The following is a 26,479-nucleotide window of genomic DNA, read 5'->3' on the forward strand; positions in this document are numbered from 1 at the left end:
ATCTTCAAGGGGCCAATCTACATACTCAGCCGATACCGTGAATGGAGACATCGAACTGGCGCCGCTTGTGCAGTAGGGGCAGGACTGTGTATCAGGTGGGCTTAGTAGGTAACATGTCGTGCATTCGACAGCGTTGCCTCCCCACTCACGGGCCGCACGAAGTACCTGACTAACGAGCAGTTCTGAACGTTGCAGGCATGCATCTTGGTTCACGGCACGTTGGGCCTCAACAGCCGCCGACTGTAGCTTCCTTTGCGCCGCAAGTGCTTTGGCGGCTGCTACAAACTTGGCCTCGTGTTCTGCTCGTAGGGCCTCTTCCAGCGCCCGATGGCGAGCCCTTTCCTGCTCCCACCGGGCATTGTCGGTTGCAACCTCAGCAGCCAACGTCTCTGCGGTACGTTGTTCTTTCATCTCCCCACGCAGAGAGCGGATCCACGTTCTGTTGTCGGGATAGGAAAGAACCGCATACTCAAATGTTGCTGGGTCATTGATCTGCTCAAGCGTCAGTCTACTGAGATCGATCTCTATTGAGGAGGCTTCAATGCTGGCGAGTTGCTGATGCCGTTCGTGTTGAGTGCGGGATGATACCTTAACCCACACCAGCAACCGACGTCCGGCCTTGGTAACGACCGCATGTGCCCTTACCGTCCCGAGATCCACGTACCGTTCAACGTTGTCGGCGAAGATGACCTCTGAGGGGAAGGTGACATCGCTTCGCAAGGTGGATCCGGAGTGGGTAGTGGCGTTGATCTGATGGTAGTAGGCGGGGAGTGTCAGGCGTCGTTGGGCTACGATCAGGGTAACCGCTGCACGTCGCACTCCCTCCTTGTAGCCTCGGGTGCAACCTTCTGTCTGGGCATGACGGAAGTAAGGGATGACCTTCAGTCCCTGGTTGGCGGCAACCAACGCTTTCCTACATCCAGGACAGATGCAGCTGCATGCGAGCCCGTTTGCAACCTCGAAGGCTCGCATCAGGACACCATCTCACGTTCACCGAAAGGGATCTTGGTTCCTTGCATGGTTCTCACCTACCTTCAGTCCCTGCAATGGCCGTGTACTCAGACGCTGTGATTGCCGAGCGCAACGTTGTATACCGCGCATAGTTGCTTGTGTCTGTTTGCAGGTCATTCCATTGCTCTTGTTCGAGGAGGGGAAAGCCTTGTTAAAACGCGGTTTTGGTGAGCATCCAGAACATTCCACAGCCAAAAGCAAATGATCCCCAACAGATCCCCAATACCACGTATAACCCAATTCGATGTATACAAGCGCGGCGTTTCAATGTTTCGAAAACATCATTGAAACGTCCTTTGAGGTTGGCGTACTCACTATCTAGAGATTTTTCGTGGCGAACAATCTCTTGGCCAAGTGCATCCAGTGTGTGTTTCTGGTTTAGCACGGCACAGGTTAGCAACAGGCAAAAGATGCAGGCACCAATCAAGATTGCAATGTTGAGCCACATCTGTCCCGTTCTTGCTGACTCGGTAAGTGACGCTACGTCTTTGAACTGGGTTGCAATGACAATGGTAGAGACCGGGATCCCTAGGAGCTGCCCCTGAATGTCCGAAAAGGTCTTGTGGATCTTGTTCAGATATTCAAGCTTTATCGACTCGGCCTGATCGCGCACCTTCTCGAAGGAGAACGAGGCAGCAAACAGTTTGTAGCCATCGACAAAACGTTGATGGAACTCAGCCATGTTGTTCAGCAAGGTTGCAAACCGCTGCTCTTTGGGTTGCTTGGATAGCATGTCAAAGATGGCCGTTGCACAGATCTCATGGCGCTGCTTGGTGTGGCCGTCCTGTGCTTCAAGTTGCTCGATCAGCCCTGTTGCAAGCGTCTTATCCAAGGTGAACAATGCTTGACTATCAAATGTGAGTGGCACATCCAGCTGGCTCTCACGTAGGAACACAAGGCGGGCATTACGCTCATCGACAATGGAGGCTGTGCCCTCCAGCGCTTTTACTAGCTGATGAACGATCTTCAACCGACCAGAAATTCCGCCTTCAAGCTCCCAGCTCGCCTCGTCTCGTTCTGTGACGTACCAAGGGATGGAATTGAAACCTAGAGCTATCTGCTTGTTGCATAACAGAGCATTGAGATCAGAGACAATGAGACCGACACCGCTACGTGGAGAGCGAAAACGCAGTTCAAACGAATCACCAACGTTGATATGGTCAGGATCGCCTCTCGCAACTTCACATGGGTACTCGTCAGCACGTTCCTCTGATAACAAGTCTTGAAGAAACTCGGCAGTTTTCTGATCGGGAATGAGCAACGTTCCACACAGACGCCCGTCATCCCAGTTACGGTCGGGCATCTGGCGGAACATCGTTACCAGCTCAGTTAGTGGGATCATCCGAGTCGGCATTGATCAAAAACTCATATCTGTAGCGAGCCAAGAAATCATCGGGTAGATCCTTAATGATGAGTGTTCGTTCATCTGGGTCGACGGTGATCGTGTGATTCTGGATAGCCTCTCTTTCGAACTCCAGAGCCCATTTGGGGGTCTTTGCCTTGAAGCGAACCAGCCCGTCGAGCCCACGTTTGCGTGGCACGAAGCCATCAGAGATAGGAGGATCTGCCTCGGCAAATGCAACGTTCAGATCCTCCGGTGATGTTGGCCATACCCGGTTGGCCAGCTCACCCAAGTGCAGTGGCTCCTTGCTCTCTGCCTTCTCCATGGCAAAGCGATTGACCTCTGTAAGCAAGCGCTCACGAGATGCGTCATCCAGATTCTGAGCGGTTGCAAACTGTTTGACGATTTTGACAAGGTTCTTGGTATCTTCAAAATCCTTTTGCGGGGCTAAACATCCAAGGAATTTTTGAAAATACTGCGATATTTCAGCCCCTTTTCCGCTCAAAAAGCTGATGTAACGTTGTTCGTTGTTCTGCCATTGGTCAAAGTTGACACGACCAGCAAATCGGATGCCAGCGACATCCAAATGTGGTGCAGTCACTACCTTATAGTGTTCATCAACCATGGCTCCAGGGGCACTGCTGACAAGTGCAACAACAAACCAGCGGAAGTTACTGACGGTATAGTCGAACATCAGCACATGCCCACCAACGAAATTTCGCTCGTCTGCTCGGGACTTAAGGACTTGCATCAAGGCGATGGAGATCTGGTAGAAATCAGCATCACTTTCATCACGCAAGCGTCGTAGATGTGGCTCTGCTGATACGTTGGTCAATTCAGAGTCAAACACACCATAGCTCTTGCTCTGCCTGCTGTTGTATACAGAGTGAACGTCACTAACCAATTGTTGCAATGGTTCATCATCAGTTGGCAAAACATCAGGTGCGAGTCCAAGGGTTGAGGGACTACCTTCGGTTTTATTGAGTTTGTGGATTATTGCGTGGTGAATTGCTAGCGGCATCCATCATTTCCTCGGTCACGAAAGATCCGGAAGGTTACAACGTATGTCATTCTCCAACTATTGAGTTCATCACAAATACCTCAGCAGGATGATTCTGGTTCTTCGGAGACTTGCTATTGAGACCGCCTGATGTGACTCCCCCCATAGTCCTGCAACGTTCATTTGTATAAACTCGATACCCTGTTAGTGACGAGCTACAACGTTGCCGTTTCGGTTGCCTTCACGCCTCGCCCGTCCACCTGTTAAGTTGTCTGTGCCCATCGGGCGCGGCCATTGCCGGAGTAACACATGTTCGACCCCCAGACCCTCTCCACCGCCTTGCTGGCAGCCGTCCCCGAGGATGGCAGCAGCATCGGCAACCAGTCCCTGCTGGAAACACTCAAGGGGCAGTTCGGTGAGCTGACCGAAGCGCAGTTTATGGCGGCCCGTGATGCACTGATCGAGGCGGGGCAACTGCGCAAGGGGCGGGGGCGCGGCGGCTCTGTGCTGCGTGCGGATGGTACGGCGCCTGCAACGGCTAAACCCGCCGTCAAGGGCAAGAAGGTCACCCCAGCCAAGGAGGCCGCCCCGGCCGAGAGCGGTATCGACGGCATCAAGCGCACCCTCTGGGCCTCGGCCGACAAGCTGCGCGCCAACATGGACGCCGCCGAGTACAAGCACATCGTGCTGGGCCTCATCTTCATCAAGTACGTCTCCGACACCTTCCAGGCGCGCCGGACAGAGCTTGAGCGCCGCTTCACCGACGAGAGCGACGATTACTACCTGCACGACGCCGATGCCGAGTTTCTGGCCGAGGAGCTGGAAGAGCGCGACTACTACCGCGAGGTCAACGTGTTTTGGGTGCCCGAAGGGGGGCGCTGGGAGGCGCTGCGGGCGAGTGCCAAGCAGGCCGACATTGGCAAGCGCATCGACGACGCGCTGGTGTTGATCGAGCAGGAGAACCCCCGCCTCAAGGGCATCCTCGACAAGCGCTTCGCACGCGCCCAGCTGCCCGATGGCAAGCTCGGCGAGCTGGTGGACCTAGTCTCCACCATCGGCTTCGGCGACGAGCCGGGGGCGGCCCGCGACGTGCTGGGCCAGGTCTACGAGTACTTCCTCGGCGAGTTCGCCAACGCCGAGGGCAAGAAGGGCGGCCAGTTCTATACCCCCGCCAGCATCGTGCAGACCCTGGTGGCGGTGCTCGCCCCGCACCACGGCCAGGTGTACGACCCCTGCTGCGGCTCGGGCGGCATGTTCGTGCAGTCGGAGAAGTTCATCGAGTCCCACGGCGGCAAGCTGGGGGATGTCTCCATCTACGGCCAGGAGTCCAACCCCACCACCTGGCGCCTGGCGGCCATGAACCTGGCCATTCGCGGCATGGACTACAACCTCGGTAAGGAGCCCGGCGACACCTTCACCCGCAACCAGCACCCGGATCTGCGCGCCGATTTCGTGCTGGCCAACCCGCCGTTCAACATCAGCGACTGGTGGCACGGCAGCCTCGATGGCGACCCGCGCTGGGTCTATGGCACCCCGCCAGCAGGCAACGCCAACTACGCCTGGTTGCAGCACATGCTCTATCACCTCAAGCCCGCTGGTCGCGCCGGTATCGTGCTGGCCAACGGCTCCATGAGCTCCAGCCAAAGCGGCGAGGGGGAGATCCGCGCCCGCATGGTGGAGGCGGACGTGGTGGAGTGCATGGTGGCCCTGCCGGGTCAGCTGTTCTTTAACACCCAGATCCCCGCCTGTCTCTGGTTCCTCGCCAAGAACAAGCGCAGTCGCCCCGGCGAGGTGCTGTTTATCGACGCCCGCAAGCTCGGCACCATGGTGGGCCGGGTGCAGTGCGAGCTGGACGATACGGCCATCGCCAAGATTGCCGATACCTTCCACGCCTGGAAGTCAGACGGCGAGACCGAACTGGTTTACGAGGATGTGCCGGGCTTCTGCCGCAGCGTGACCCTGGCAGAGATCGCCGAGCACGGTCATGTGCTCACACCGGGCCGTTACGTCGGTGCCGAGGAGGTGGAGGAGGACGATGAAGCCTTTGCCGACAAGATGCAGAAGCTCACGGAGAAGCTGGGCGAGCAGATGAGCAAGGGCGCAGAACTGGATCAGGTCATTCGCCAGAAGCTGGGGGGGCTGGGATATGAGTTCTGATACCTGCAAACTCTCGGATATCGCAGAGGTACAGGGAGGCTTTGCATTCAAGAGCGCGGACTTTTCAGATACAGGGGTGGCCGTTGTCAAAATAGCAAACATTCAGCCGCCTAGTGTTTCGCTGGCAAACGTGGATCGCATCGCTCCCGATAAGCTAAAAGGGCTTGAACGGTTTGAGCTGTTAGATGGTGACATCCTAATGGCCATGACGGGGGCTACAGTCGGAAAGGCAGGCCGGTTTCGTCTTACTGAACCTGCATACCTTAATCAACGAGTGGCAAGGATCTCTGCGAAGAAAGGACATCTATTTGATGATTTTGTTTATGCGGTTGTTTCACTTCCAGGTTTCGACAACCTCATTGAGGGGGCATCAGCGGGAAGTGCCCAAGCAAACATCAGTGCTGCGGGTATCGGTTCAGTCGTAATTCCTAAGCTTTCAGACAGCGAGCAGATCCAAATAGGCGGTATCGCCAGGATGCTCGACGACCGCATAGCCTTGCTGCGCGAGACCAACGCCACGCTGGAAGCCATCGCCCAGGCGCTGTTCAAGTCGTGGTTTGTCGACTTCGACCCGGTCCATGCCCGCGCCCTTGGCGAGGAGCCCGCCGGTCTTTCTCCCGAGGTTGCAGCCCTGTTCCCCGCCAGCTTCGAAGAGTCCGAGCTCGGCATAGTGCCAAAGGGGTGGCGGGTTGGCACGTTGGCAGACTTGTCCGACCTGAACCCTGAGTCCTGGACTTCCAGAACACATCCAGAATCGGTGCGCTATGTCGATTTGGCCAATACCAAGGACAACGTGATCGCAGAGGTGACTGAGTTCAGTTTTGAAGAAGCACCGAGCCGCGCCCGGCGGGTTCTTCGAGATGGCGACACTATCGTCGGCACTGTACGGCCTGGAAACCGCTCCTTTGCCTTCATCAGCAACGCTAGCGCCAACCTCACGGGTAGCACTGGTTTCGCAGTGCTTCGACCACGGCATGATCGCAACACTGAATTTGTTTTTCTGGCGGCGACGTCTGACAACAGCATCGACCATCTGGCGCATGTGGCCGATGGCGGTGCCTACCCGGCAGTGCGATCTGAGGTAGTAAGCGGCTTGTCATGTGTGGTGCCTGATGGTGACGTGCTGTGCGCGTTCCATGAAGTTGCCCAACCAATCTTCAATAAGGTTGCGGCCAATCATCAACAAGCCCAAACCCTCGCCACTCTGCGCGACACCCTGCTGCCCCGCCTAATCTCCGGCCAACTGCGGCTGCCAGAGGTAGAGGCCATGGTAGAGGAGGTAAGCTGAATTGGTGGATCTAAAGGAATGGCGGGAGTTACATGCTGATTACAGTGACACGCTGATCGTTGGGAATGGTGGCAGTGTCGCTGTAGAGCCCCATTTTCGTTATAACAGCTTGTATGAGTATGGTTGTGCTCACGGGCTTATCAGCGTTGCCGCACAGCAGGTATTTGAGCAATTCACCAAAGATAGCCGTGATTTTGAAGGGGTGTTATATCGCTTGTGGCAGGCTGACTTTATTAATCAAAAATTTGAGCTTGCCAAAATCGAGAGTCAGAAAGTTCGCAAGGCATATACAGACGTGCGACGCGCACTTATCAATACAGTAAAAGGAATTCATCCAGACAAGGTCATATGTGATAAACAAGGGCTCGTGCAAATTGGCAGGTTTATGGCGGGTTTTTCGACAGTATTCAGCCTCAACTACGACTTGATCATCTACTGGGCGTTACTCGGCAATAATCAAGTAAATAACAGGCGTTTTAACGATGGGTTTGTGTCTAAGAATCTGCACTTGTCATCCAAGAAACTTCAAAAACTATTTTTCAATACTCAGCTTTCTGTTGAGCCTGAACAGGGGATGACTAAGGTGTTTTATCCCCATGGTAATCTAGCCCTGTACCAAACCAAGGGCAGCGAAGAAAGTAAGCTGGTTGCCGACAGCGATGGTCTGTTGAACAGCATAACCAAACGCTGGCGTAAAAATGATGGTCAACCTCTGTTTGTGTGTGAGGGCTCGGCGACAGAAAAGGTAGCCGCTATCAGCAAATCTCAATATCTGTCACACGTGTTTCAGCAGGCATTACCTAGCCCCAAAGATAGCATCACTATTTATGGCTGGAGCATAGGCAAACAGGATACTCATATCCTTCATCAACTGGCGTTATCAAAATGCCCCCGTGCCGCAGTGTCTGTGTTTGTTGGTAACAAGACTGAAGACGAGATTAAGTCTGAAATATCACAGATGAGAAAAATGCTTAAAGAGTACGCAGGTATCGAGAGTGTAGAGTTTTTTGATGCAGCAAGCGCAGGGTGTTGGAATCATGCTGGCTAAAAGAAACACAACCTTGCTACCCCGTCTGATTTCGGGTCAACTGAGGCTCTCTAACGCACAAAAGGAGCTGAGCGATGCAATCCAATAACCTGAAGATTGAGCTTGTACGGCAAGCAGAAGAAGCACTAACGGCATATACGTTGGTGCAATCTCAACAATCGGTGGATCTGATGCGACACGTAGTTGGTCAGTGGCTTGATACCATCACCCCAGCGGGCGATCCTGCCGTGCGAGAATTCTTCAACAAGCTCAGAGAGCAGTCTCTAGATAAGCAGATGGCGCCTGAAGAGATGAGGCTGTTTCTAGTTGGAGTGCTCGTTGCTAGCTAAATATCAAACACTCTTGAGCCTGGCCACAGTCATTCCTTGTGGCCGAGGTGACCACCAAAGCAAATTTGGTCTGGCACTACCCGGTTATTTTCGATTTATTGGTTCGGTGATGCCGGGCCACTGTTCTGATAGAGGCCAAATATGCTGAAAAGCCTATCACTCACCGGGGTCGGCCCCGCCGATACCTTCGGACCGGTCGACTTTGCCCCAAGGCTCAACTTTATCACCGGCGATAATGGCCTGGGCAAGAGCTTCCTGCTCGATATCGCCTGGTGGACGCTGACCCGCACTTGGGCACGGGGTATCGCGGTAATCCCCCCCAAGGGCAAGGCGAAGAGCACCATTAGCTACGCCTACAGCAAGTCCACACCGGGCGATTTTGCCGAAACCAGCAGTTTCAAGCGCAGTGAGCAGCTGTGGCCCACCAAGCAGGGGCGTCCCGCTATTCCGGGGGTGGTGATCTATGCCGGGGTTGATGGCAGCTTTTCGGCCTGGGATCCGGCACGCAACTACTGGCAGGGCGATGGAAAAGAGGAGAGCGCCGAGCGGGCACGAGCTTTCAACTTTACGCCGGAACAGGTGTGGAACGGACTGGAAGGGCCAGGTGGCATTCGTTATTGCAATGGTCTCATCCACGATTGGGTGCTGTGGCAGAAGGGGCAGGATCCAGCCTTTGCCGACCTCTGCAAGGTGCTGGAGGCGCTGTCTGCCTCGGACGACGAGCAACTTGTGCCGGGGCAGCCGGTTCGCCTCGGTCTGGACGTCAAGGACTACCCCTCCCTGCGCATGCCCTATGGCCAAGACGTGGCCTTGGTGCACGCCTCGGCTGGCATGCGGCGCATCGCGGCACTGGCCTATCTGTTGGTCTGGACCTGGCGCGAGCATCAGTTGGCTTGTGAGCAGACTGGTCGCAAGCAGGCCAAGGAGATCATCTTTCTGGTCGATGAAATAGAGTGTCACCTGCATCCGCAATGGCAGCGGCGGGTCGTGCCTGCACTGCTGAGGGTGATGCAAGCTCTGACCGGTAAGAAGGTGCCGGTGCAGTTGATCGTGGCGACCCATTCCCCCTTGGTGCTGGCGTCGGTAGAGCCGGAGTTTGATGTAGACAAGGATGCCGTGTTCAACATCCAGTTGGACGGTGGACAGGCCAAAGTGACGAAGGAGCTCTGGGCCAAGCAGGGTGATGTGGTGAACTGGCTGGTATCCGATGCCTTCGGTCTGCGCCAGGCACGATCTATCGATGCCGAGCGAGCCATTGAGGCGGCGGAAGCCTGGATGCGAGGCGACAAGTCGCCCCTGCCCAGCAATCTCAAGACCCAGGCGGCCATCCATAAGGAGCTGCTGCGGGTACTGGCCGGGCACGATGATTTCTGGCCGCGCTGGCTGGTTGAGACACAGCAGATCCCCGGTAGCAAACCGAAGGGCGGCGCATGATCGAGATCGACAAGACGAGGCTGACCGAGCCCGCCGAGTTTGACGCGAGGTGCCGCCAGACAGGGCAGCAATGGTTACAGGCTAATCCCAAGGCGGATCGCAAGCCCGGTCAGCGTCCCCGAGATTACTGGAGTCCGTTCAAACCGCAGCTGGCCGATGGATTTCGTCAACTGTGTGCCTATGGTGCCATGTATGAGCCGGTGGGTACGGTGGATCACTTCCTACCTATCGATGCCGACGAATCCCTGGCCTATGAATGGGCCAATTACCGGTTTGCGGCTGGTTGGATCAATAGCAGCAAAAACAAAGCGGTAGGAATTCTTGACCCGCTGGATGTGCGTTCAGGGTGGTTTGAGGTGCTGTTGCCCTCACTGCAACTGGTACTGGTGCCGGAGCGGGTGCCCGAGCCATTGCACGGGTTAGCAGAGCAGACCCTGATCCGCTTGCATCTGCGCGATGATGAACGGGTACTGCGGCAACGCCGAGCTTGGTATCAGATGTATCAGGCAGGCAAACTGACGCTGGAGGGCCTGCATGAGGTAGCCCCTCTGATCGCGATGGCGGTGGAAAAGCAGATCGCGGTGTAAGTGGCCGCCATGGAGCCCGATCTCAGACTCCCCATTACAAGACAGAGCCAACGAACGATGACCGAAGACCAACTAGAACAAGAGGTGATGGGGTGGCTGGCCGAGGTGGGTTATCGCACCGTCTGCGGCTACGACGTAGCCCCGGATTCGGATAACCCCTGGCGCAGCGATTTTCGTCAGGTGGTGCTGGAAGACGCGCTGCGCGAGGCGATACAACGGCTCAACCCCAAGGTGCCAGCCGGGGCGCGCGAGGATGCCGTGCGCCAGGTGCTCAACCTTGACACCCCGGCCCAGCTGATGGCTAACCGCGCCTTCCATCGTCTGCTGGTGGGTGGGGTCAGGGTCGAGTATCAGCGCGGCGGGGAGACAGTGGGCGACTTTGTGCGCCTCGCCGACTTTGCCGATCCGGCCGCCAACGACTGGCTCGCCCTCAACCAGTTCTCCATCAAGGGCCCCCACCACACCCGCCGCCCCGACATCATCCTGTTCCTCAACGGCCTGCCGCTGGTGGTGCTGGAGCTCAAGAACCCCGCCGACGAGCAGGCCGACATCTGGAAGGCGTTCGAGCAGTTGCAGACCTACAAGGCGCAGATCCCGGACCTGTTCCAGTACAACGAGATCCTGGTCATCTCCGATGGCAGCGAGGCGCGCATGGGGTCGCTGTCGGCCAATGCAGAGCGCTTCATGCAGTGGCGCACGGTGGACGGGGTTACCCTCGATCCATTCGGTCCCTTCGGCGAGCTGGAGACCCTGGTGCGCGGCATACTCACGCCCGCCCTGCTGCTCGACTACGTGCGCTTCTTCGTGCTGTTCGAGGAGGACGGCGTCCTGGTCAAGAAGATCGCCGGTTACCACCAGTACCACGCGGTGCGCTCGGCCATCGCTCAGGTGGTGCAGGCGTCGCGGCCAGAGGGCACCCGCAAGGGGGGCGTGGTGTGGCACACCCAGGGCAGCGGCAAGAGCATCACCATGACCTGCTTCGCGGCGCGGGTGATGCAAGAGACGGCGATGGATAACCCGACCATCGTGGTCATCACCGATCGCAACGACCTCGATGGCCAGCTGTTTGGCGTCTTCTCGCTGTCGCAGGATCTGCTGCGTGAGCAGCCGGTGCAGGTCGGCACGCGCGGGGATCTGCGCGCCAAGCTCGGCAACCGCCCCTCCGGTGGCATCGTCTTCACCACCATCCAGAAGTTCATGCCGGGGGAGGACGAGGATCTGTTCCCGGTATTGTCAGAGCGTCACAACATCGTGGTGATCGCCGACGAGGCGCACCGCACCCAGTACGGCTTCGGTGCCACCCTCAAGGTCGCTCAGGCGGGCGTGGCAGAAGGCGCGTCGCGCTATCAGGTGGGCTATGCCCAGCACCTGCGCGATGCGTTGCCCAATGCCACCTTCGTGGCCTTCACCGGCACCCCGGTCTCTGGTGAGGATCGGGACACCCGCGCGGTGTTTGGCGACTACATACACGTCTACGACATGCAGCAGGCCAAGGAGGACGGGGCGACGGTCGCTATCTACTACGAGTCGCGGCTGGTCAAGCTCTCCCTCAAGCAGGAGGAGCTGCCCCACATCGACGACGAGGTGGAGGAGCTGGCCGAAGACGAGGAGGAGGGCGAGCAGGCCAAGCTCAAATCGCGCTGGGCGGCGCTGGAGAAGGTGGTGGGCAGCACGCCACGCATCAGGCAGGTGGCCGCCGATCTGGTCGCCCACTTCGAGGAGCGCGGCCAGGCGCAGGATGGCAAGGCGATGGTGGTGGCCATGAGCCGCGAGATCTGCGTCCACCTCTACGATGCCATCGTGGCGCTGCGCCCCAACTGGCACGATCCCGACCCCGAGCAGGGCGCCATCAAGATCGTGATGACCGGCAGTGCCTCGGACAAGCAGCTGCTGCGTCCTCACATCCATCCGGGCAAGGTCAAGAAGCGGCTCGAGGCGCGCTTCAAGGACCCTGCCGACCCGCTCAAGCTGGTGATCGTGCGCGACATGTGGCTGACCGGCTTCGATGCCCCCTGCATGCACACCCTCTACGTCGACAAGCCGATGAAGGGGCACAACCTGATGCAGGCGATAGCGCGGGTCAACCGGGTGTTTCGTGACAAGCAGGGTGGGCTGGTGGTCGATTACATCGGCATCGCCAACGAGCTCAAGGCGGCCATCAAGGAGTACACCAGCAGTAAGGGGCGCGGGCAGCCAACGGTGGATGCCCACGAGGCCTATGCGGTGCTGGAGGAGAAGCTCGACGTGCTGCGGGCCCTGCTGCATGGCTTTGACTACGGCGACTACCTGACCGGTGGCCACAAGCTGCTGGCCGGTGCCGCCAACCATGTGCTGGGGCAGGAGGACGGCAAGAAGCGCTTCGCCGACCATGCCTTGGCCATGAGCAAGGCGTTCAGCCTCTGTTGCACGCTGGACGAGGCTAGGGCGGTACGCGACGAGGTGGCCTTCCTACAGGCCGTCAAGGTGATCCTCACCAAGAAGGAGCTCACAGCGAAGAAGAAGACCGACGAGGAGCGGGAGCTGGCCATCCGCCAGATCATCGGCAACGCCGTAGTGTCTGGCGAGGTGGTGGATGTGTTCGAGGCGGTGGGGCTCGACAAGCCCAACATCGGCCTGCTCGATGAGGACTTCCTCGCCGAGGTGCGCAACCTGCCCGAACGCAACCTGGCGGTGGAGCTACTTGAGAGGCTGTTGGAGGGGGAGATCAAAGCCAAGTTCGCCACCAATCTTACGCAGGAGAAGAAGTTCTCCGAGATGTTGACCAAGGTGATCCAGCGTTATCAGAACCGCTCCATCGAGACTGCCCAGGTTATCGAGGAGCTGATCGAGATGGCCAAGAAGTTCGCCAGCGCCAGTGGGCGCGGGCAGCAGCTCGGCCTCAACGATGACGAGCTGGCGTTCTACGATGCGCTGGCCAACAACGAAGCGTCGGTGAGGGCGCTTGGGGATGAGATCCTGGCCAAGATTGCCCATGAGCTGACGGCAAGTCTGCGCAGCAGCGTGACGGTGGACTGGAACAACCGGGAGAGCGTGCGGGCCAAGTTGAGGCTGTTGGTCAGGCGTATTCTGCGTAAGTACAAGTATCCGCCCGACAGCCAGGAGGAGGCCACCCAACTGGTGCTGGCTCAAGCCGAGGCGCTGTGTGAGGCGTGGGCGTGAGATCTGTCGGGAAGATTGGGGAGGCTTGATGCCTCCCCTTTAGGGATCAAATATCACCCAAGGATGGTGTACTTACATGAAGACCTTACACGCAGAGTCTGGCCAGATATCTGGTAATGCAACGTTCCATGCCGAATCACCTTCGTTGCTACAACGATGTGATAACCGGTTGATGAGCTTGTGCCAGCGGTTGTGTTATTGGCTCGGGCGGTTTCTGCTGTTGGGCCTTGGGGGAAGCTACGTTGTGACGTTCTTTTCGGCCATCTTCGAATATGGCGAGGGGATAGCTGATATGGACATTGTTGAGAAGGGAACGTTGCTGTTACTGAGCTTTTTGCTTTTGCGTCATTGGCGGTACTGCCAGTATTGTTCAACGCCCTACAGGCAGAGATTGTTGCGACCATTGCAATATTGGGGGTGGGTATACGTGGTCGAGCTTGCAACAGTAGGCATCATCTTTGTTGCTGATGCAACGTTGCTTGTAGGCGATGTTAGCGAGTATCACGGCGATGCAATCTATGAACGTTTAGATTGTTTGTTGTTACTGGTAGCGCTCTATCTGGCAGCTCCTAGTTTTCAATCCCTTCGTTCTACCCCAACCGTTGAGCAAGCGCGATGATGCTACGTTATGTCCCAATGTTACTCATCCTGATGTTGTCCAGGATGGTGATGGCTGAGACTAATCGGACAACTTTGGTTGAAGGTTGCGTTGAAGCTATCCAGATCTATGAGAACAATCAGCAGTACACGTTCAAAGCTGCCTTGATAACGTCACTTTCTGAAGCATTACGTGCTGGTTACTGCAAGGGCGTGATCGATGAATATGACCGTGGTCATGATTGTAAGGGGGACTGGTTAAAGCGGGCACGGTACGTTGCAGGTTACAAAGATGAGAAGAGCTTGCCGCCATCAACCGAGTCGTTGTTACGGGGAGCTTGTCAATCATGAGCTCGCACACCTTGGCAGATGCAGTAAAGGACCTGTTTGGGATTAAGTTGACGAGCTACCCCAAGCTCAAAGATCAGTTGAACAGCTTGGTTCGCAATGAACTGATACATATGGATGTTCAACGTATCTCTCACCGAAATCACAGAAGCTTACCAACGTGCGAGCTAACAACATTGTTCAATGCAACGTTGTTGCTGGCGATCTTCCCTGATCCCGCCAAGGTTAAGCTGATCTTTGATGATGTAGAGGTGCGGCAGAGAGCAGCCAAACTTGCTGGCCTGATTGTGATGAATCGGCAATCGTTGCTGGAGCTTGTCCATCTGAACGTGAATGCGGCAACCTTCGTTCATAAACTTGCGACACCTGATCTAGATCTCCGAAAACACAGGCTGGATAACCCATTTGAGGTGTTACCTCAGATCTTATTGAAGGGGGATATGGGGCTTCTGGACTGCAATGTTGCTCGTAGCGCCAGCCTTGCCAAGGCTGATCCCATGCTACGTTGCTACTTGGATGGTGAACTGGATGTTGCAGCGCAACTTGCGGTTCGTGTCACCTTGGCTGCTGAAAACGAGCCAATTGAACTAGTTAAACTCGCTCAACATATCGAGGCAGAATTTGGCGCTGCAAAAGAATTCTCTGCAACAGTCGACTTTTTGTTTGGAAGGGCTTTTTAGTGCATTGCACTGATTGATTATGAGTCTTGTCAGCGTAACGTTGCACTGACGACCATCAACGTTCAAGGAGTCTCCTTATGTCAAAGCAAGCCCCCATCAAACCTGCTGATAACAACTCCAACATGCAGAATCCGAATCGTGGCACTCCTGGTACTAATCGTCAGTACGATCAAAACCAAGGTAACCGTGGTAAAGACATGAACCCGAATCGCAAGTAACCGCAGAGCCTGCCTTGGCTTACGAGCATTGCCATGGCTTGATTGACCATAACGGCATGGAGCCTGTGATGTCCAAAAAAGATGACGACGATAACCATTCACGTCAGTTAAACCCTGAGCATGATGCTTATTGGCAGAGCCGGGGATATGACGAACGTCCCGATGAGGATGAAGAGTGACCTGAGCGCGGGGGGCCAATGAGCCCCCCGTTCATTTTTGCTCTCGCTCTTGGCTTGAAGGGGTCTGATTGAATGTGCAGGCAGGTGGTAAGGGTGTGGGTTCTCAAGGGAAAGCATTTTGTGGATCGGGGAGGGGCCTGGGGTAAAAACTACAAATGTAGGTTAAAATGTATTTTTTTCTTTTGTGTGTAAAAAAATGCTTATATATCAATCATAACACACCCATGCATCATGGGGGTGTGTTGCTGCAGATTGGCCGTGAGGGGGGCGGTCGTCATCGAATAGTGTCCTTCTGGTTCAAGGCAAAAGCGCGAATGCTTGCCGCAGGGGCGGTGCCGGGAGAATGCCGTGCGGCAGGAGCACAAACTGTAATGACCTGCGCCTCATAGCTCAACCCGTCTTTATCGCGTTTTTGCGGCATAGGCTTGTCATGGGGGCGTCGAACCTTGAATTCTCGTGTGGTCGTGATGCCTTCAATTAGTGAACTGTGTGGCAAACAGAAAGAAATTCAGATATAGCCACTAAAGCCTTGCCGAGGGGGGGCCGATAGGGGGCTAATGGGCGCTATCTCTTTATGGGGATATTGGGCGACCTGAACATCATGTCGACATAACAAGTTAAGGATGCGTGTCATGACTCTCTCCCTGCGTGGCAAGTTGCTCTTCACCAGCCTGGGCGTGGTGCTGCTGATGGCCAGCTTGCTGGGTGTGGTCGCCTTCCATACCCTGAAAACCCGAACTCTGGCGGCCATCCAGAGTGAGGCGCTCAACTATGGCCACGCCCATGCGGATGGGATCGGTAACTGGATGAGTGACCGCAAGCACTCGGTGACGGCCATGGCCGATGCCATCGCCACCGCCCCGCAGATGGAGCCGGCCATGCTGGTCTCCCATCTCAAACAGACGCTGGGCGCGAGCGGTTTTGGCCTCACCTACTTCGGTACCGAACAGGGGGAGATGACCCGCAATGACCCCTCGCTGCGCACCAGCAACTATGACCCGCGTCAGCGTCCTTGGTATCAGAACGCGCTCAAGGCCGGCGAACTGGTGGTGACCACCCCCTATCTCAGCTCTACCACCAAGAAGCTGGTGGTCACGCTGGCTCAGCCGGTGCGGGTACAGGGCGCAGTCATCGGCGTGGCCGGTGCCGATCTGACGCTGGAGACCCTGATCGACGAGGTTCTGGCGATGCAGGTTCAGGGGGAGGGCTATGCCATGCTGCTGGAGCGCTCCGGCCTCATCGTTGGCCACCCGCAAAAGGAGCTGGCCCTCAAGCAGGTCTCCGAGCTCTCTCCCGAACTCTCCGGCAATGCATTGCAGCAGTGGAGCGCGGATGGTCAGTTGCACGAGGCAAATCTGGGGGGCCGCGATGTGCTGCTTTCGGTGCAGGCGGTACCCGGCACCGACTGGCTGCTGGCCATGGTGATGTATCGCGATGTGCTTGAGGCGCCGCTGGCCACCCTGTTGTGGCAGCTGATCGGACTGACCGTGGTGCTGCTACTGCTGTTTAGCGCCCTGCTCACCGTGCTGTTCAACGTCCTTTTCACCGATCTGGGCCGCGTCTCCAAGGCGCTTTCCGATATCGCCCACGGCGAGGGGGATCTCACGGTGCAGATCCAGACCCGCAGCCAGGATGAGGTCGGGCAGCTGGCCCGCAACTTCAACCAGTTTGTCGGTCGTTTGCATGGCATCGTCAGCCGCCTGCGCGATGTCGCGCTGGCATTGGCCGAGCAGTCCCGCTTGCAGGCGCAAGGGGCCACAGAGCGGGCCCATCAGGTGAAGGTGCAGCAAGACGAAATCGTGATGGTGGCCACCGCCGTGACCGAGATGGCATCGGCCACCCAGGAGATCGCCAACAATGCCGAGTTTGCTGCCAGCACGGCGGGGGATTCGGTCAAGCTGGCCCAGCGTGGCCAGGATCAGGTGGGCAAGAGCCGCACCAGCATCAGCAGCCTGGCCGATGAGGTGGGGGGCGCCAGCCAGGTGATCACCGAGCTCGATAGCCATGCCCAGCAGATAAGCTCGATCCTGGCGACCATCACCGGCATTGCCGAGCAGACCAATCTGCTGGCCCTCAACGCCGCCATTGAGGCGGCCCGCGCCGGCGAGCAGGGGCGCGGCTTTGCCGTGGTGGCCGACGAAGTGCGGGTGCTCTCCCAGCGCACCCATGCATCCACCGCCGAGATCCAGGGCATGATCGAGACGTTGCAGCAGACCACCTGCCGCGCGGTGGACGGCATGGACACCAGCCGCGATCTGGCGGCGACCAGTGTGGGAGATGCCCAGTCTGCCAGCGAAAGCCTGGTGCAGATCAACGAGGCGATCGGCACCATCAGCGACATGGTGACCCACATAGCGGCGGCGGCGGAGGAGCAGACCTCGGTGACGGCGGAGATCAGCCGCAACACCGAGAACATTCGCGCCGTGTCACACCAGTTTGCCGAGCAGGCGGAGCAGGGGGCGGCGCAGGCCGAGACGCTGCGTCAGCTCACCGAGCAACTGGAGAGCGAGGTGGGGCGTTTTCGCCTGTAATCAGGCAAGGGGTAAAAGAGAGGGCGCGAGGGCGCCCTCTGTGCTTTTCGCCGGTTTCACACCGCGCCATAATGGCGGCTCTAGTAAGAGGGGAGGTTCAGATGGATCAGGAGCGGCACAATCTGGCACTGGCTGCGCGCCTCGGTGCACTGTTACAGGCGCGGGAATTCATGGTCGCCACCGCGGAGTCGTGTACCGGAGGCGGTATCGCCTGCGCCATCACCGAGATTGCCGGCAGTTCGGGCTGGTTCGATCGCAGCTTTGTGACCTACACCAACGAGGCCAAGCAGGAGATGCTGGGGGTCAGCACCGCCACCTTGGCCGAGCACGGCGCCGTCAGCGAGGCGGTAGTGCTGGAGATGGCTCGCGGTGCGCTGGCCCGCTCCCATGCCGATCTGGCGGTCTCGGTGAGTGGCATCGCAGGGCCCGGCGGTGGCAGCATGACCAAGCCGGTCGGTACCGTGTGGTTTGCGTGGGTCACCCGCAGCGGACGCGCCGAGGCGCTGCTGGCGCGTTTTGAAGGGGATCGCTACGCCGTGCGGCAACAGGCGGTTGGTCAAGCTCTGTCGGGTCTGCTTGCCCTCGTCGAAAAAGGGACTTGATGCTGTATGAATAGACAGTATACTTGTCCCCACTTTCCCCTTTGAATGACGTCCAGCGGAGACAGGCATGGATCAGAACAAGCAGAAGGCACTGGCGGCAGCGCTGGGCCAGATTGAGAAGCAGTTTGGCAAGGGCTCCATCATGCGTCTGGGCGATTCCCAGACCATGGACATTGAAGCCATCTCCACCGGTTCCCTCTCCCTGGATATCGCGCTGGGTATCGGTGGCCTGCCGTGTGGCCGTATCGTCGAAATCTACGGCCCTGAATCCTCCGGTAAAACCACACTGACCCTGCAAGTGATCGCCGAGGCTCAGAAGAAGGGTAAGACCTGTGCCTTCGTGGATGCCGAGCACGCGCTCGATCCCATCTATGCGGCCAAGCTGGGTGTCAATGTCGACGATCTGCTGGTTTCCCAACCGGATACCGGTGAGCAGGCGCTCGAGATCTGCGACATGCTGGTGCGCTCTGGCGCGGTGGACGTCATCATTGTCGACTCGGTGGCGGCGCTGACCCCGAAGGCCGAAATCGAAGGCGAGATGGGCGATTCCCACGTTGGCTTGCAGGCTCGTCTGATGTCCCAGGCGCTGCGTAAGCTGACCGCCAACATCAAGAACGCCAACTGCCTGTGCATCTTCATCAACCAGATCCGGATGAAGATCGGCGTCATGTTTGGCAACCCCGAGACCACCACGGGTGGTAATGCCCTGAAATTCTACGCCTCGGTGCGTCTGGATATCCGTCGTATCGGCGCCATCAAGGATGGCGAAGAGGTGGTGGGTAACGAGACCCGTGTCAAGGTGGTCAAGAACAAGGTAGCGCCCCCCTTCAAGCAGGCCGAGTTCCAGATCATGTACGGCGCCGGTATCTCCAAGGAGGGTGAACTGGTCGATCTGGGCGTCAAGCACAAGCTGATCGATAAGTCCGGTGCCTGGTACAGCTATAACGGCGAGAAGATCGGTCAGGGCAAGGCCAATGTCATGAAGCTGCTGGTCGAGAACAAGGCGATGGCCGGCGAGCTGGAGGCCAAGCTGCGCGAACTGCTGCTCAGTGCTGAGCAGGGGGCGGCCAAGGCTAGCGAAAAAGACGAAGAGGAAGTCTTCGACGAACAAGAGCAGGAATTCTGATGTGAGCAGGCCGGGGTTATCCCGGCCTGATTGTTTCTATGCACGATGAAACCGAGAAAACGCTGCCTGAGGCGATGAATTTCGCCATGCGCAGTCTGGCGAGCAAGGAAAGTGGTGAGCGTGAGCTGGCCGCCCGCCTGCAACGCAATGGTTTTGACGAGGTCATGAGCGCCGAGGTCGTGGCTCGTTGTAAAGAGAGTGGCTGGGTGGATGACGGGCGTTATGCCGGCATGCTGGTGCGCTCCCTGGCCCGCCGTCACTACGGTCCACAGAAGGTGCGCTTCGAACTGCGGCGTAAGGGGATTGACGCTACGCAGGGCGAAGCGGCCCTAGATGCCGAAGAGATCGACTGGTTTGCCATGGCCGCAGAGTGGCTGGCGCGCAAGGGGCAGGGGAGTGACCTCAAGGATCCCAAGGTGCGGGCCAAGCTGACCCGGGCCCTGATGGGGCGGGGCTATGCCCTGGATCAGGTACGCTATGCCCTCGATGAGCTGAAAGCACAGCAGTGCGCCGATGAGTGAAAAACAGGCTCCGACCTCGTGCCGGGGCCTGTTTTTTCATCCGTGGCGGACCCCGCCCGTTTTACTTTACGAGACAGAAAACATACATTATCGCGGTCAAAAGTCCGTTTACGTACCTAGCAGGATTTTCCATGTACATGTCCACGTCTGAGATTCGCCGCGCGTTTCTCGAGTATTTCCGTTCGCAGGGACACCAGGTGGTCTCCTCCAGTTCCCTGGTTCCCCACAACGACCCCACCCTGCTGTTCACCAACGCGGGGATGAACCAGTTCAAGGACGTCTTCCTCGGGGGCGACAAGCGCGCCTATAGTCGCGCCACGACCGCTCAGCGCTGCGTGCGTGCCGGTGGTAAGCACAATGACCTGGAAAATGTGGGCTACACCGCCCGTCACCATACCTTCTTCGAAATGCTGGGCAACTTCAGCTTCGGCGACTACTTCAAGCACGACGCCATCAAGTTCGCCTGGGGCTTCCTGACCGAGGCCCTGCAATTGCCGAAGGAGCGCCTGCTGGTCACCGTCTACGCGACCGATGACGAGGCTTATGACATCTGGGCCAAGGAAGTCGGCGTGCCGACCGATCGCATCGTGCGGATCGGCGACAACAAGGGGGCGCCGTATGCCTCTGACAACTTCTGGGCCATGGGTGATACCGGCCCGTGTGGTCCCTGCACCGAGATCTTCTACGACCACGGCGACCACATCTGGGGAGGCCCCCCCGGCTCTGCCGAGGAAGATGGTGATCGCTTCATCGAGATCTGGAACGTGGTCTTCATGCAGTTCAACCGCCAGGCTGACGGCACCATGGAGCCGCTGCCGCGCCCGTCCGTGGATACCGGCATGGGGCTGGAGCGTATCTCCGCCATCATGCAGGGGGTGCACTCCAACTATGAAATCGACATCTTCCAGGCGCTGATCAAGAAAGCGGCCGAGATCGTCGGCACCACCGATCTGAGCAACCAGTCTCTGCGCGTCATCGCCGACCACATCCGCTCCTGCGCCTTCCTGATTGCCGACGGCGTCATGCCCTCCAACGAGGGACGCGGTTATGTGCTGCGCCGCATTATCCGCCGCGCCGTGCGCCACGGTCGCAAGCTGGGCGCCAAAGAGGTGTTCTTCTACAAGCTGGTCGCTGAGCTGGCCGCTCAGATGAAGGATGTCGCCGAGGCGCTGATTGCCCAGCAATCCCAGGTCGAACGTGTGCTGCGTATCGAAGAAGAGCAGTTCGTTCGCACCCTGGATCGCGGCTTGCTACTGCTTGAGGATGTGCTGAACGAGTTGGGCGATGCCAAAGAGATCCCGGGCGACGTGGTCTTCAAGCTCTATGACACCTATGGCTTCCCCGCCGACCTGACCGCCGACGTGGTGCGCGATCGCGGCATCGGCATCGATGAGGCCGGTTTCCAGGTCGAGATGGAGAAGCAGCGTGCTCGTGCCAAGGAGGCCTCCAGCTTCGGCGTGAACTACAACGAGATGCTCAAGCTCGATGTCGAGACCCCCTTCATCGGTTACAAGAGCCTGAGCGAGCAGACCCGCATTCTCGGTATCTACAAGGGCACCGACGAGGTCAATGGCTTGATCGCCGGCGACGAGGCGGTGATCGTGCTGGAGCAGACCCCCTTCTATGCCGAATCCGGCGGCCAGGTGGGTGACACAGGCACCATCAAGATGGATGACGGCATCTTTGCCGTGACCGACACCCAGAAAGCGGGCAAGGCGATCATCCACAAGGGATACATGGAGCAGGGGACGCTGGAGAAGGGCGCGGCCGTGCTGGCCGAGGTGGATAGTGAGCGCCGTCAGGCAATCGCACTGAACCACTCAGTGACTCACCTGCTGCATGCCGCCCTGCGCCAAGCGCTCGGCGATCACGTGGCCCAGAAGGGCTCTTTGGTGGGGGCGGAGCGCATGCGTTTCGACTTCTCCCACTTTGAAGGGCTCTCCATGGCGACCATCCGTCGCATCGAGGAGCTGGTCAACGCCCAGATCCGCGCCAACCACGAGGTGGCCACCCGCGAGATGGATCTGGAGTCGGCCAAGGCCGCCGGAGCCATGGCCCTGTTCGGCGAGAAGTATGACGACGAGGTGCGCGTGGTGCGCATGGGCGATTACTCCACCGAGCTGTGCGGCGGTACCCACGCCAAGCGCACCGGTGACATCGGCTTTTTCAAGATCATCGGTGAGAGTGGCATCGCCGCCGGTGTACGCCGAATTGAGGCGGTCACGGGCAAGGGCGCCATCGATCTGATGCACCAACTGGGTGAGCAGATTGAAGAGGCGGCAGCCCTGGTCAAGGGCGATCAGTTCTCGCTGGCCGACAAGGTGCGTCAGGTGCTCGAGAAGGGCAAACTGATGGAGCGCGAGCTGGAGCAGCTGAAGGCCAAGATGGCCGCCCAAGCCGGTACCGATCTGCTCGGCAAGGTGGTGGACGTCAACGGCCAGAAGACCCTGGTTGCCACTTTGGAAGGGGTGGAGGCCAAGTCTTTGCGCACCACTATGGATGAGCTGAAGAACCAGCTCAAGTCTGGCGTCATCCTGCTGGCGACCGTCCATGAAGGTAAGGTCAACCTGATCGCCGGTGTCACCCCGGACTTGACCGGCAAGGTCAAGGCGGGCGAGCTGGTCAATCTGGTGGCCCAGCAAGTCGGTGGCAAGGGCGGTGGTCGTCCGGACATGGCACAGGCCGGTGGTACTGAGCCGGCCGCACTGCCTGCTGCGCTGCAAGCGGCCCAATCCTGGCTGAGTGAACGCCTGTAATCGGGCAAGGTGAACCGTGGCTCTCTATGTTCAGAAATACGGCGGCACCTCGGTCGGCTCTTTGGAGCGGATCGCGGCCGTTGCCGAGCGGGTCAAGCTGACCCGCGCCCAGGGACACGATGTGGTGGTGGTGGTCTCGGCCATGTCGGGCGAGACCAACCGGCTGCTGGGCATGGCCCAGCAACTGGACCCTGATGCAACGCGCCGTGAAGTCGACGTACTCATCTCGACCGGTGAGCAGGTGACCATCGCGCTGCTTGCCATTGCGCTCAATCAGTGTGGTTGCCCGGCCGTCTCCATGACCGGAGACCAGGTGCGTATTCACACCGATTCGGCCCACGGCAAAGCGCGCATCACTCACATCGACACCGAGCCGGTGCGGGCTCAGCTCGCTGCCGGCAAGGTGGTGGTGATCGCCGGCTTTCAGGGGCGTGATGAGCATAATGCCATCACCACCCTGGGGCGTGGTGGCTCCGATACCACGGCGGTGGCGGTTGCTGCCGCTATCGGTGCTGACGAGTGCCAGATTTTTACCGATGTGGACGGTGTCTACACCACGGACCCCAGGATTGAGCCCAAGGCGCGTCGTCTCTCCACCATCACCTTCGAGGAGATGCTGGAGATGGCGAGCCTGGGGGCCAAGGTGCTGCAGATCCGCTCGGTGGAGTTTGCCGGCAAGTACCGAGTGCCGCTGCGCGTGCTCTCGAGCTTTGCCGACGGGGAAGGAACCCTCATCACATATGGAGGTGAACGGATGGAAGCCCCCTTGGTATCGGGTATTGCGTTCAATCGTAATGAAGCCAGCCTCACCATTCTCGGTGTGCCGGATCGGCCGACGGTCGCGGCCCAGATCCTGGGGCCGATCAGCGACGCCAACATCGACGTGGACATGATTGTTCAGAATACGTTGGGTGATGGCAGTGCAGATTTCACCTTTACGGTGAATCGTGATGATTTCCGTCGAGCCCGCGCCCTGCTGGAAAGCACGGCGACAGAACTTGGCGCCTCCTGTGTGCAGGGGAATGAGTCCATCGCCAAGGTGTCTATCGTGGGAGTCGGGATGTGGAATCATCCGGGGGTGGCGCGCACCATGTTCCGAGTTCTTGGTGAGCACGGTATCAATATGCAGCTTATATCTACCTCTGAGATCAAAATATCGGTGGTGGTGGACGAGAAGTATCTGGAGCTGGCGGTTCGCTCCCTGCACGATGCGTTTGCACTGGATCGGGAGCCACAGGAGCAACCCATGGGGGGATGACCCCCATGTGAGTTAGTTTCAGCCACTTACTATTTGGTTTGCTTTGTTGGATAATGACATCAACAAGCTGACTAAAAAATAACAGGACACAGGAGCAAGCGAATGCTTATTTTGACTCGTCGTGTAGGGGAGACCCTGATGATCGGTGACGAAGTAACTGTCACCGTGCTGGGCGTGAAGGGCAACCAGGTGCGTATCGGTGTGAACGCCCCGAAGGAAGTCTCTGTGCATCGTGAAGAGATCTACATGCGCATTCAGGCTGAGAAAGAGCCGGGGCAACCCAACTACTGATGCCAAAAAGGCGACCCGAAGCGGTCGCCTTTTGTTTTCTTGTCGGTGCGTGAAAGCGCCAGGAAGTCGGGGGCTCACCTCAGTCGGCGGAAATTTCTGCGCTTTGACCAAATGCTGAGCGAACACTTTGTTTTATCGAAAAAGTGTTTGACTAATCTAGCCCGTAAAGTAATATCTGGCCCCGCGACGGTGAGGTGGCCGAGAGGCTGAAGGCGCTCCCCTGCTAAGGGAGTATGCGGCTTATACCCGCATCGAGGGTTCGAATCCCTCCTTCACCGCCATTTAGCGCCCGTAGCTCAGCTGGATAGAGTACCTGGCTACGAACCAGGCGGTCAGAGGTTCGAATCCTCTCGGGCGCGCCATTTTCTAGTCCATGAAGGACTGAGTCGGTAACGGCTCGAAGAAAAGGCTTACTGGTCAGTAAGCTTTTTTTTATCGCTCTACATAACGCGCTCGTAGCTCAGCTGGATAGAGTACCTGGCTACGAACCAGGCGGTCAGAGGTTCGAATCCTCTCGAGCGCGCCATCTAGAGCAAACATGACCAACAACGCGCCCGTAGCTCAGCTGGATAGAGTACCTGGCTACGAACCAGGCGGTCAGAGGTTCGAATCCTCTCGGGCGCGCCATATTTCACTGTTTCGATATTATCGGGACAGACAAGCGGTTTACTGCGCGCCCGTAGCTCAGCTGGATAGAGTACCTGGCTACGAACCAGGCGGTCAGAGGTTCGAATCCTCTCGGGCGCGCCATTTTTACTGTTTCGATGTTATCGGGACAGACAAGCGGTTTACTGCGCGCCCGTAGCTCAGCTGGATAGAGTACCTGGCTACGAACCAGGCGGTCAGAGGTTCGAATCCTCTCGGGCGCGCCATTATAGTGAGGCCCTGCATGCGCGGGGCCTTCTGTTTCTTACGGTGAGGTGGCCGAGAGGCTGAAGGCGCTCCCCTGCTAAGGGAATATGCGGCTTATACCCGCATCGAGGGTTCGAATCCCTCCTTCACCGCCATCAAGATAAGCCCAAGCAATGTGTATTGCTTGGGCTTTTTTTATGCGCACTTTTCGATGCAGTATCTGTTATGGGGGCGTAAATCGGTGCAACCGGCCTTCTCACTGCCCTGATCCCCACAGTCAGACGATCTCATCGACCCATGGCTATCAGCCTAGCCATGACGCCCTTCTTCTTGATCCACCAGGACATGGTTACCCATATCGATGCCCGCTTGAATGGGGCCGACTACACACTCAGCACGTCCCGATGCCTCAGAGGTACAACCGGATGCATATCCTCCTGCTACGGCACCGGCTAAGAACTGGTTCAAGAGGTTGTTGGGGTGGTAGAGAGCCGTCACTCCTGTCTGCCAGTGAAAGGAGATAACCCTGACCGGCAAGGATGTGACTAGTTGGGCCTGGCCATTGCGCTGACCGGGGGCGCCGTCACCGCCGGGCAGAGCGCTTATGACGCAGCCAAGAGCGCCAAAGAGACCGATAATGGGTGCCTCAAGGTGCTGCAAGCAAAATTCTGGGACACCCATCTCTTTGACAGGGGGTACAGATCCAGTGATCACCTGACACCGGTCTCAAACTGGTGTCTTGGTTACGCCACTTTAGAGTGCACTTCCTTCGATATCCTTGCTCTGCTGCTCTGCTGCTCTGCTGCTCTGCTGCTCTGCTGCTCTCTGCTTTCCATTCCCGCCCATGGCCATTCTGCCTTACTGGATCGCCACAATAAAAAACGGCGCCCGAAGGCGCCGTCATGCTGCAAGGCTGTCTTGCTATCAGACCGGGTTGATCTGGGTTGGGATGCCAGTGCGCTGCTCCAGTGCCTGCTTGATCAGGCGGGAGTCGCTCTCCTTGTGCGCGATGAAGCGGGTCAGGGCCGGGGTCATCGGCAGCGGGGCTTGGGCACTGGAGTTGAATTCGGCTTCGCTGCGTGAAAGGGGTTGGGGCACTTCTCAGCGGCTCGCCACGGGCGGAAAATTAGTGGGTGTCCTAGATTTTGTCAATCAGCATCGAAAA

Annotated in this window: 21 protein-coding genes, 7 tRNA genes and 1 pseudogene; 25 read left to right on the plus strand and 4 right to left on the minus strand. The window is 57.9% G+C overall.

Annotated elements, in window-relative coordinates:
• The 3 genes from BN1134_RS16115 to BN1134_RS16125 form a co-directional block, all read right to left on the minus strand.
• Positions 1–906 (minus strand): hypothetical protein (locus tag BN1134_RS16115; RefSeq protein WP_042048475.1); only part of this gene is annotated, 906 nt, incomplete at its 3' end.
• Positions 907–1,162: 256 nt separating this feature from the next.
• Positions 1,163–2,326, minus strand: a complete 1,164-nt coding sequence (locus tag BN1134_RS16120; protein ID WP_156991837.1) for a hypothetical protein — start codon at positions 2,324–2,326, stop codon at positions 1,163–1,165.
• Positions 2,327–2,336: 10 nt separating this feature from the next.
• The gene (locus BN1134_RS16125; RefSeq protein ID WP_042048477.1) at positions 2,337–3,374 is read right to left on the minus strand and encodes a nucleoid-associated protein; all 1,038 of its coding nucleotides are present in this window, start codon (positions 3,372–3,374) and stop codon (positions 2,337–2,339) included.
• A gap of 288 nt (positions 3,375–3,662) precedes the next feature.
• On the opposite strand from BN1134_RS16125, the gene BN1134_RS16130 reads away from it, so the two are divergent.
• From BN1134_RS16130 to BN1134_RS16245, 25 genes are all read left to right on the plus strand, one after another.
• Positions 3,663–5,510, plus strand: coding sequence for a class I SAM-dependent DNA methyltransferase (locus tag BN1134_RS16130; RefSeq protein WP_042048478.1), 1,848 nt, complete (start codon positions 3,663–3,665; stop codon positions 5,508–5,510).
• Positions 5,500–6,798, plus strand: a complete 1,299-nt coding sequence (locus BN1134_RS16135) for a restriction endonuclease subunit S (protein WP_042048479.1) — start codon at positions 5,500–5,502, stop codon at positions 6,796–6,798. Before BN1134_RS16130 ends, BN1134_RS16135 begins: the two co-directional genes overlap by 11 nt.
• A 4-nt stretch (positions 6,799–6,802) precedes the next feature.
• Positions 6,803–7,846: a DUF4917 family protein gene (locus BN1134_RS16140; protein WP_198133200.1), complete on the plus strand. Its 1,044-nt coding sequence runs from the start codon at positions 6,803–6,805 to the stop codon at positions 7,844–7,846.
• 74 nt (positions 7,847–7,920) lie between these two features.
• Positions 7,921–8,175, plus strand: a complete 255-nt coding sequence (locus tag BN1134_RS16145; protein ID WP_042048482.1) for a hypothetical protein — start codon at positions 7,921–7,923, stop codon at positions 8,173–8,175.
• A gap of 141 nt (positions 8,176–8,316) precedes the next feature.
• Complete coding sequence (locus BN1134_RS16150) at positions 8,317–9,609, plus strand: AAA family ATPase (RefSeq protein ID WP_042048484.1); 1,293 nt, start codon at positions 8,317–8,319, stop codon at positions 9,607–9,609.
• A complete protein-coding gene (locus tag BN1134_RS16155) occupies positions 9,606–10,196 on the plus strand; it encodes a hypothetical protein (RefSeq protein WP_042048485.1) in 591 nt (196 codons plus the stop codon). The genes BN1134_RS16150 and BN1134_RS16155 overlap by 4 nt, the downstream gene beginning before the upstream one ends.
• A 57-nt stretch (positions 10,197–10,253) precedes the next feature.
• Positions 10,254–13,355 carry a type I restriction endonuclease subunit R gene (locus BN1134_RS16160; RefSeq protein ID WP_042048486.1) on the plus strand — a complete coding sequence of 1,034 codons (3,102 nt, stop codon included), beginning with the start codon at positions 10,254–10,256 and terminating at the stop codon, positions 13,353–13,355.
• A 76-nt stretch (positions 13,356–13,431) separates the two neighbouring features.
• A complete protein-coding gene (locus BN1134_RS16165) occupies positions 13,432–13,974 on the plus strand; it encodes a hypothetical protein (RefSeq protein ID WP_042048487.1) in 543 nt (180 codons plus the stop codon).
• 50 nt (positions 13,975–14,024) lie between these two features.
• Positions 14,025–14,303 (plus strand): hypothetical protein, encoded by a 279-nt coding sequence (locus BN1134_RS16170; RefSeq protein ID WP_232300669.1) that lies wholly within the window; start codon positions 14,025–14,027, stop codon positions 14,301–14,303.
• Positions 14,300–14,980, plus strand: a complete 681-nt coding sequence (locus BN1134_RS16175) for a hypothetical protein (protein WP_042048489.1) — start codon at positions 14,300–14,302, stop codon at positions 14,978–14,980. Before BN1134_RS16170 ends, BN1134_RS16175 begins: the two co-directional genes overlap by 4 nt.
• A 77-nt stretch (positions 14,981–15,057) precedes the next feature.
• Entirely contained in the window at positions 15,058–15,198 is a 141-nt protein-coding gene (locus BN1134_RS20085) for a hypothetical protein (RefSeq protein WP_174218572.1), read from the plus strand.
• Between the two features lie 811 nt (positions 15,199–16,009).
• A complete protein-coding gene (locus BN1134_RS16180) occupies positions 16,010–17,908 on the plus strand; it encodes a methyl-accepting chemotaxis protein (protein WP_042048490.1) in 1,899 nt (632 codons plus the stop codon).
• 101 nt (positions 17,909–18,009) lie between these two features.
• Positions 18,010–18,510, plus strand: a complete 501-nt coding sequence (gene pncC / locus BN1134_RS16185) for a nicotinamide-nucleotide amidase (RefSeq protein WP_084214846.1) — start codon at positions 18,010–18,012, stop codon at positions 18,508–18,510.
• 67 nt (positions 18,511–18,577) lie between these two features.
• Positions 18,578–19,636 carry a recombinase RecA gene (gene recA / locus BN1134_RS16190; RefSeq protein WP_042048492.1) on the plus strand — a complete coding sequence of 353 codons (1,059 nt, stop codon included), beginning with the start codon at positions 18,578–18,580 and terminating at the stop codon, positions 19,634–19,636.
• A gap of 38 nt (positions 19,637–19,674) precedes the next feature.
• Positions 19,675–20,157 carry a regulatory protein RecX gene (locus tag BN1134_RS16195; protein WP_042048493.1) on the plus strand — a complete coding sequence of 161 codons (483 nt, stop codon included), beginning with the start codon at positions 19,675–19,677 and terminating at the stop codon, positions 20,155–20,157.
• A 131-nt stretch (positions 20,158–20,288) separates the two neighbouring features.
• Positions 20,289–22,913 (plus strand): alanine--tRNA ligase, encoded by a 2,625-nt coding sequence (gene alaS / locus BN1134_RS16200; protein WP_042048494.1) that lies wholly within the window; start codon positions 20,289–20,291, stop codon positions 22,911–22,913.
• Between the two features lie 16 nt (positions 22,914–22,929).
• Positions 22,930–24,171 (plus strand): aspartate kinase, encoded by a 1,242-nt coding sequence (locus BN1134_RS16205; RefSeq protein ID WP_042048495.1) that lies wholly within the window; start codon positions 22,930–22,932, stop codon positions 24,169–24,171.
• Positions 24,172–24,273: 102 nt separating this feature from the next.
• Positions 24,274–24,462 carry a carbon storage regulator CsrA gene (csrA, locus tag BN1134_RS16210; RefSeq protein WP_042048497.1) on the plus strand — a complete coding sequence of 63 codons (189 nt, stop codon included), beginning with the start codon at positions 24,274–24,276 and terminating at the stop codon, positions 24,460–24,462.
• A 188-nt stretch (positions 24,463–24,650) separates the two neighbouring features.
• A tRNA-Ser gene (locus BN1134_RS16215) sits at positions 24,651–24,743 on the plus strand.
• A gap of 4 nt (positions 24,744–24,747) precedes the next feature.
• Positions 24,748–24,824: transfer RNA gene (locus BN1134_RS16220), tRNA-Arg, on the plus strand.
• A gap of 87 nt (positions 24,825–24,911) precedes the next feature.
• Positions 24,912–24,988: transfer RNA gene (locus tag BN1134_RS16225), tRNA-Arg, on the plus strand.
• 24 nt (positions 24,989–25,012) lie between these two features.
• Positions 25,013–25,089: transfer RNA gene (locus BN1134_RS16230), tRNA-Arg, on the plus strand.
• A gap of 46 nt (positions 25,090–25,135) precedes the next feature.
• Positions 25,136–25,212, plus strand: a tRNA-Arg gene (locus BN1134_RS16235).
• Between the two features lie 45 nt (positions 25,213–25,257).
• Positions 25,258–25,334, plus strand: a tRNA-Arg gene (locus BN1134_RS16240).
• Positions 25,335–25,376: 42 nt separating this feature from the next.
• Positions 25,377–25,469: transfer RNA gene (locus BN1134_RS16245), tRNA-Ser, on the plus strand.
• 769 nt (positions 25,470–26,238) lie between these two features.
• Here the strand turns inward: BN1134_RS16245 and BN1134_RS19440 are convergent.
• A pseudogene (locus BN1134_RS19440) lies at positions 26,239–26,415 on the minus strand (L,D-transpeptidase); the annotation flags it as partial.
• Positions 26,416–26,479 lie beyond the last annotated feature (64 nt).

This window comes from Aeromonas simiae, assembly GCF_000820125.1.
Lineage (GTDB): Bacteria > Pseudomonadota > Gammaproteobacteria > Enterobacterales > Aeromonadaceae > Aeromonas > Aeromonas simiae.

Bases quoted from the DNA above. Each gene is read 5' to 3' on its own strand.
- BN1134_RS16120 (WP_156991837.1), bottom strand. From the start codon at position 2,326: ATGTTCCGCCAGATGCCCGACCGTAACTGGGATGACGGGCGTCTGTGT.
- BN1134_RS16125 (WP_042048477.1), bottom strand. From the start codon at position 3,374: ATGCCGCTAGCAATTCACCACGCAATAATCCACAAACTCAATAAAACC.
- BN1134_RS16130 (WP_042048478.1), top strand. From the start codon at position 3,663: ATGTTCGACCCCCAGACCCTCTCCACCGCCTTGCTGGCAGCCGTCCCC.
- BN1134_RS16135 (WP_042048479.1), top strand. From the start codon at position 5,500: ATGAGTTCTGATACCTGCAAACTCTCGGATATCGCAGAGGTACAGGGA.
- BN1134_RS16145 (WP_042048482.1), top strand. From the start codon at position 7,921: ATGCAATCCAATAACCTGAAGATTGAGCTTGTACGGCAAGCAGAAGAA.
- BN1134_RS16150 (WP_042048484.1), top strand. From the start codon at position 8,317: ATGCTGAAAAGCCTATCACTCACCGGGGTCGGCCCCGCCGATACCTTC.
- BN1134_RS16155 (WP_042048485.1), top strand. From the start codon at position 9,606: ATGATCGAGATCGACAAGACGAGGCTGACCGAGCCCGCCGAGTTTGAC.
- BN1134_RS16160 (WP_042048486.1), top strand. From the start codon at position 10,254: ATGACCGAAGACCAACTAGAACAAGAGGTGATGGGGTGGCTGGCCGAG.
- BN1134_RS16165 (WP_042048487.1), top strand. From the start codon at position 13,432: ATGAAGACCTTACACGCAGAGTCTGGCCAGATATCTGGTAATGCAACG.
- BN1134_RS16170 (WP_232300669.1), top strand. From the start codon at position 14,025: ATGGCTGAGACTAATCGGACAACTTTGGTTGAAGGTTGCGTTGAAGCT.
- BN1134_RS16175 (WP_042048489.1), top strand. From the start codon at position 14,300: ATGAGCTCGCACACCTTGGCAGATGCAGTAAAGGACCTGTTTGGGATT.
- BN1134_RS20085 (WP_174218572.1), top strand. From the start codon at position 15,058: ATGTCAAAGCAAGCCCCCATCAAACCTGCTGATAACAACTCCAACATG.
- BN1134_RS16180 (WP_042048490.1), top strand. From the start codon at position 16,010: ATGACTCTCTCCCTGCGTGGCAAGTTGCTCTTCACCAGCCTGGGCGTG.
- pncC (WP_084214846.1), top strand. From the start codon at position 18,010: ATGGATCAGGAGCGGCACAATCTGGCACTGGCTGCGCGCCTCGGTGCA.
- recA (WP_042048492.1), top strand. From the start codon at position 18,578: ATGGATCAGAACAAGCAGAAGGCACTGGCGGCAGCGCTGGGCCAGATT.
- BN1134_RS16195 (WP_042048493.1), top strand. From the start codon at position 19,675: ATGCACGATGAAACCGAGAAAACGCTGCCTGAGGCGATGAATTTCGCC.
- alaS (WP_042048494.1), top strand. From the start codon at position 20,289: ATGTACATGTCCACGTCTGAGATTCGCCGCGCGTTTCTCGAGTATTTC.
- csrA (WP_042048497.1), top strand. From the start codon at position 24,274: ATGCTTATTTTGACTCGTCGTGTAGGGGAGACCCTGATGATCGGTGAC.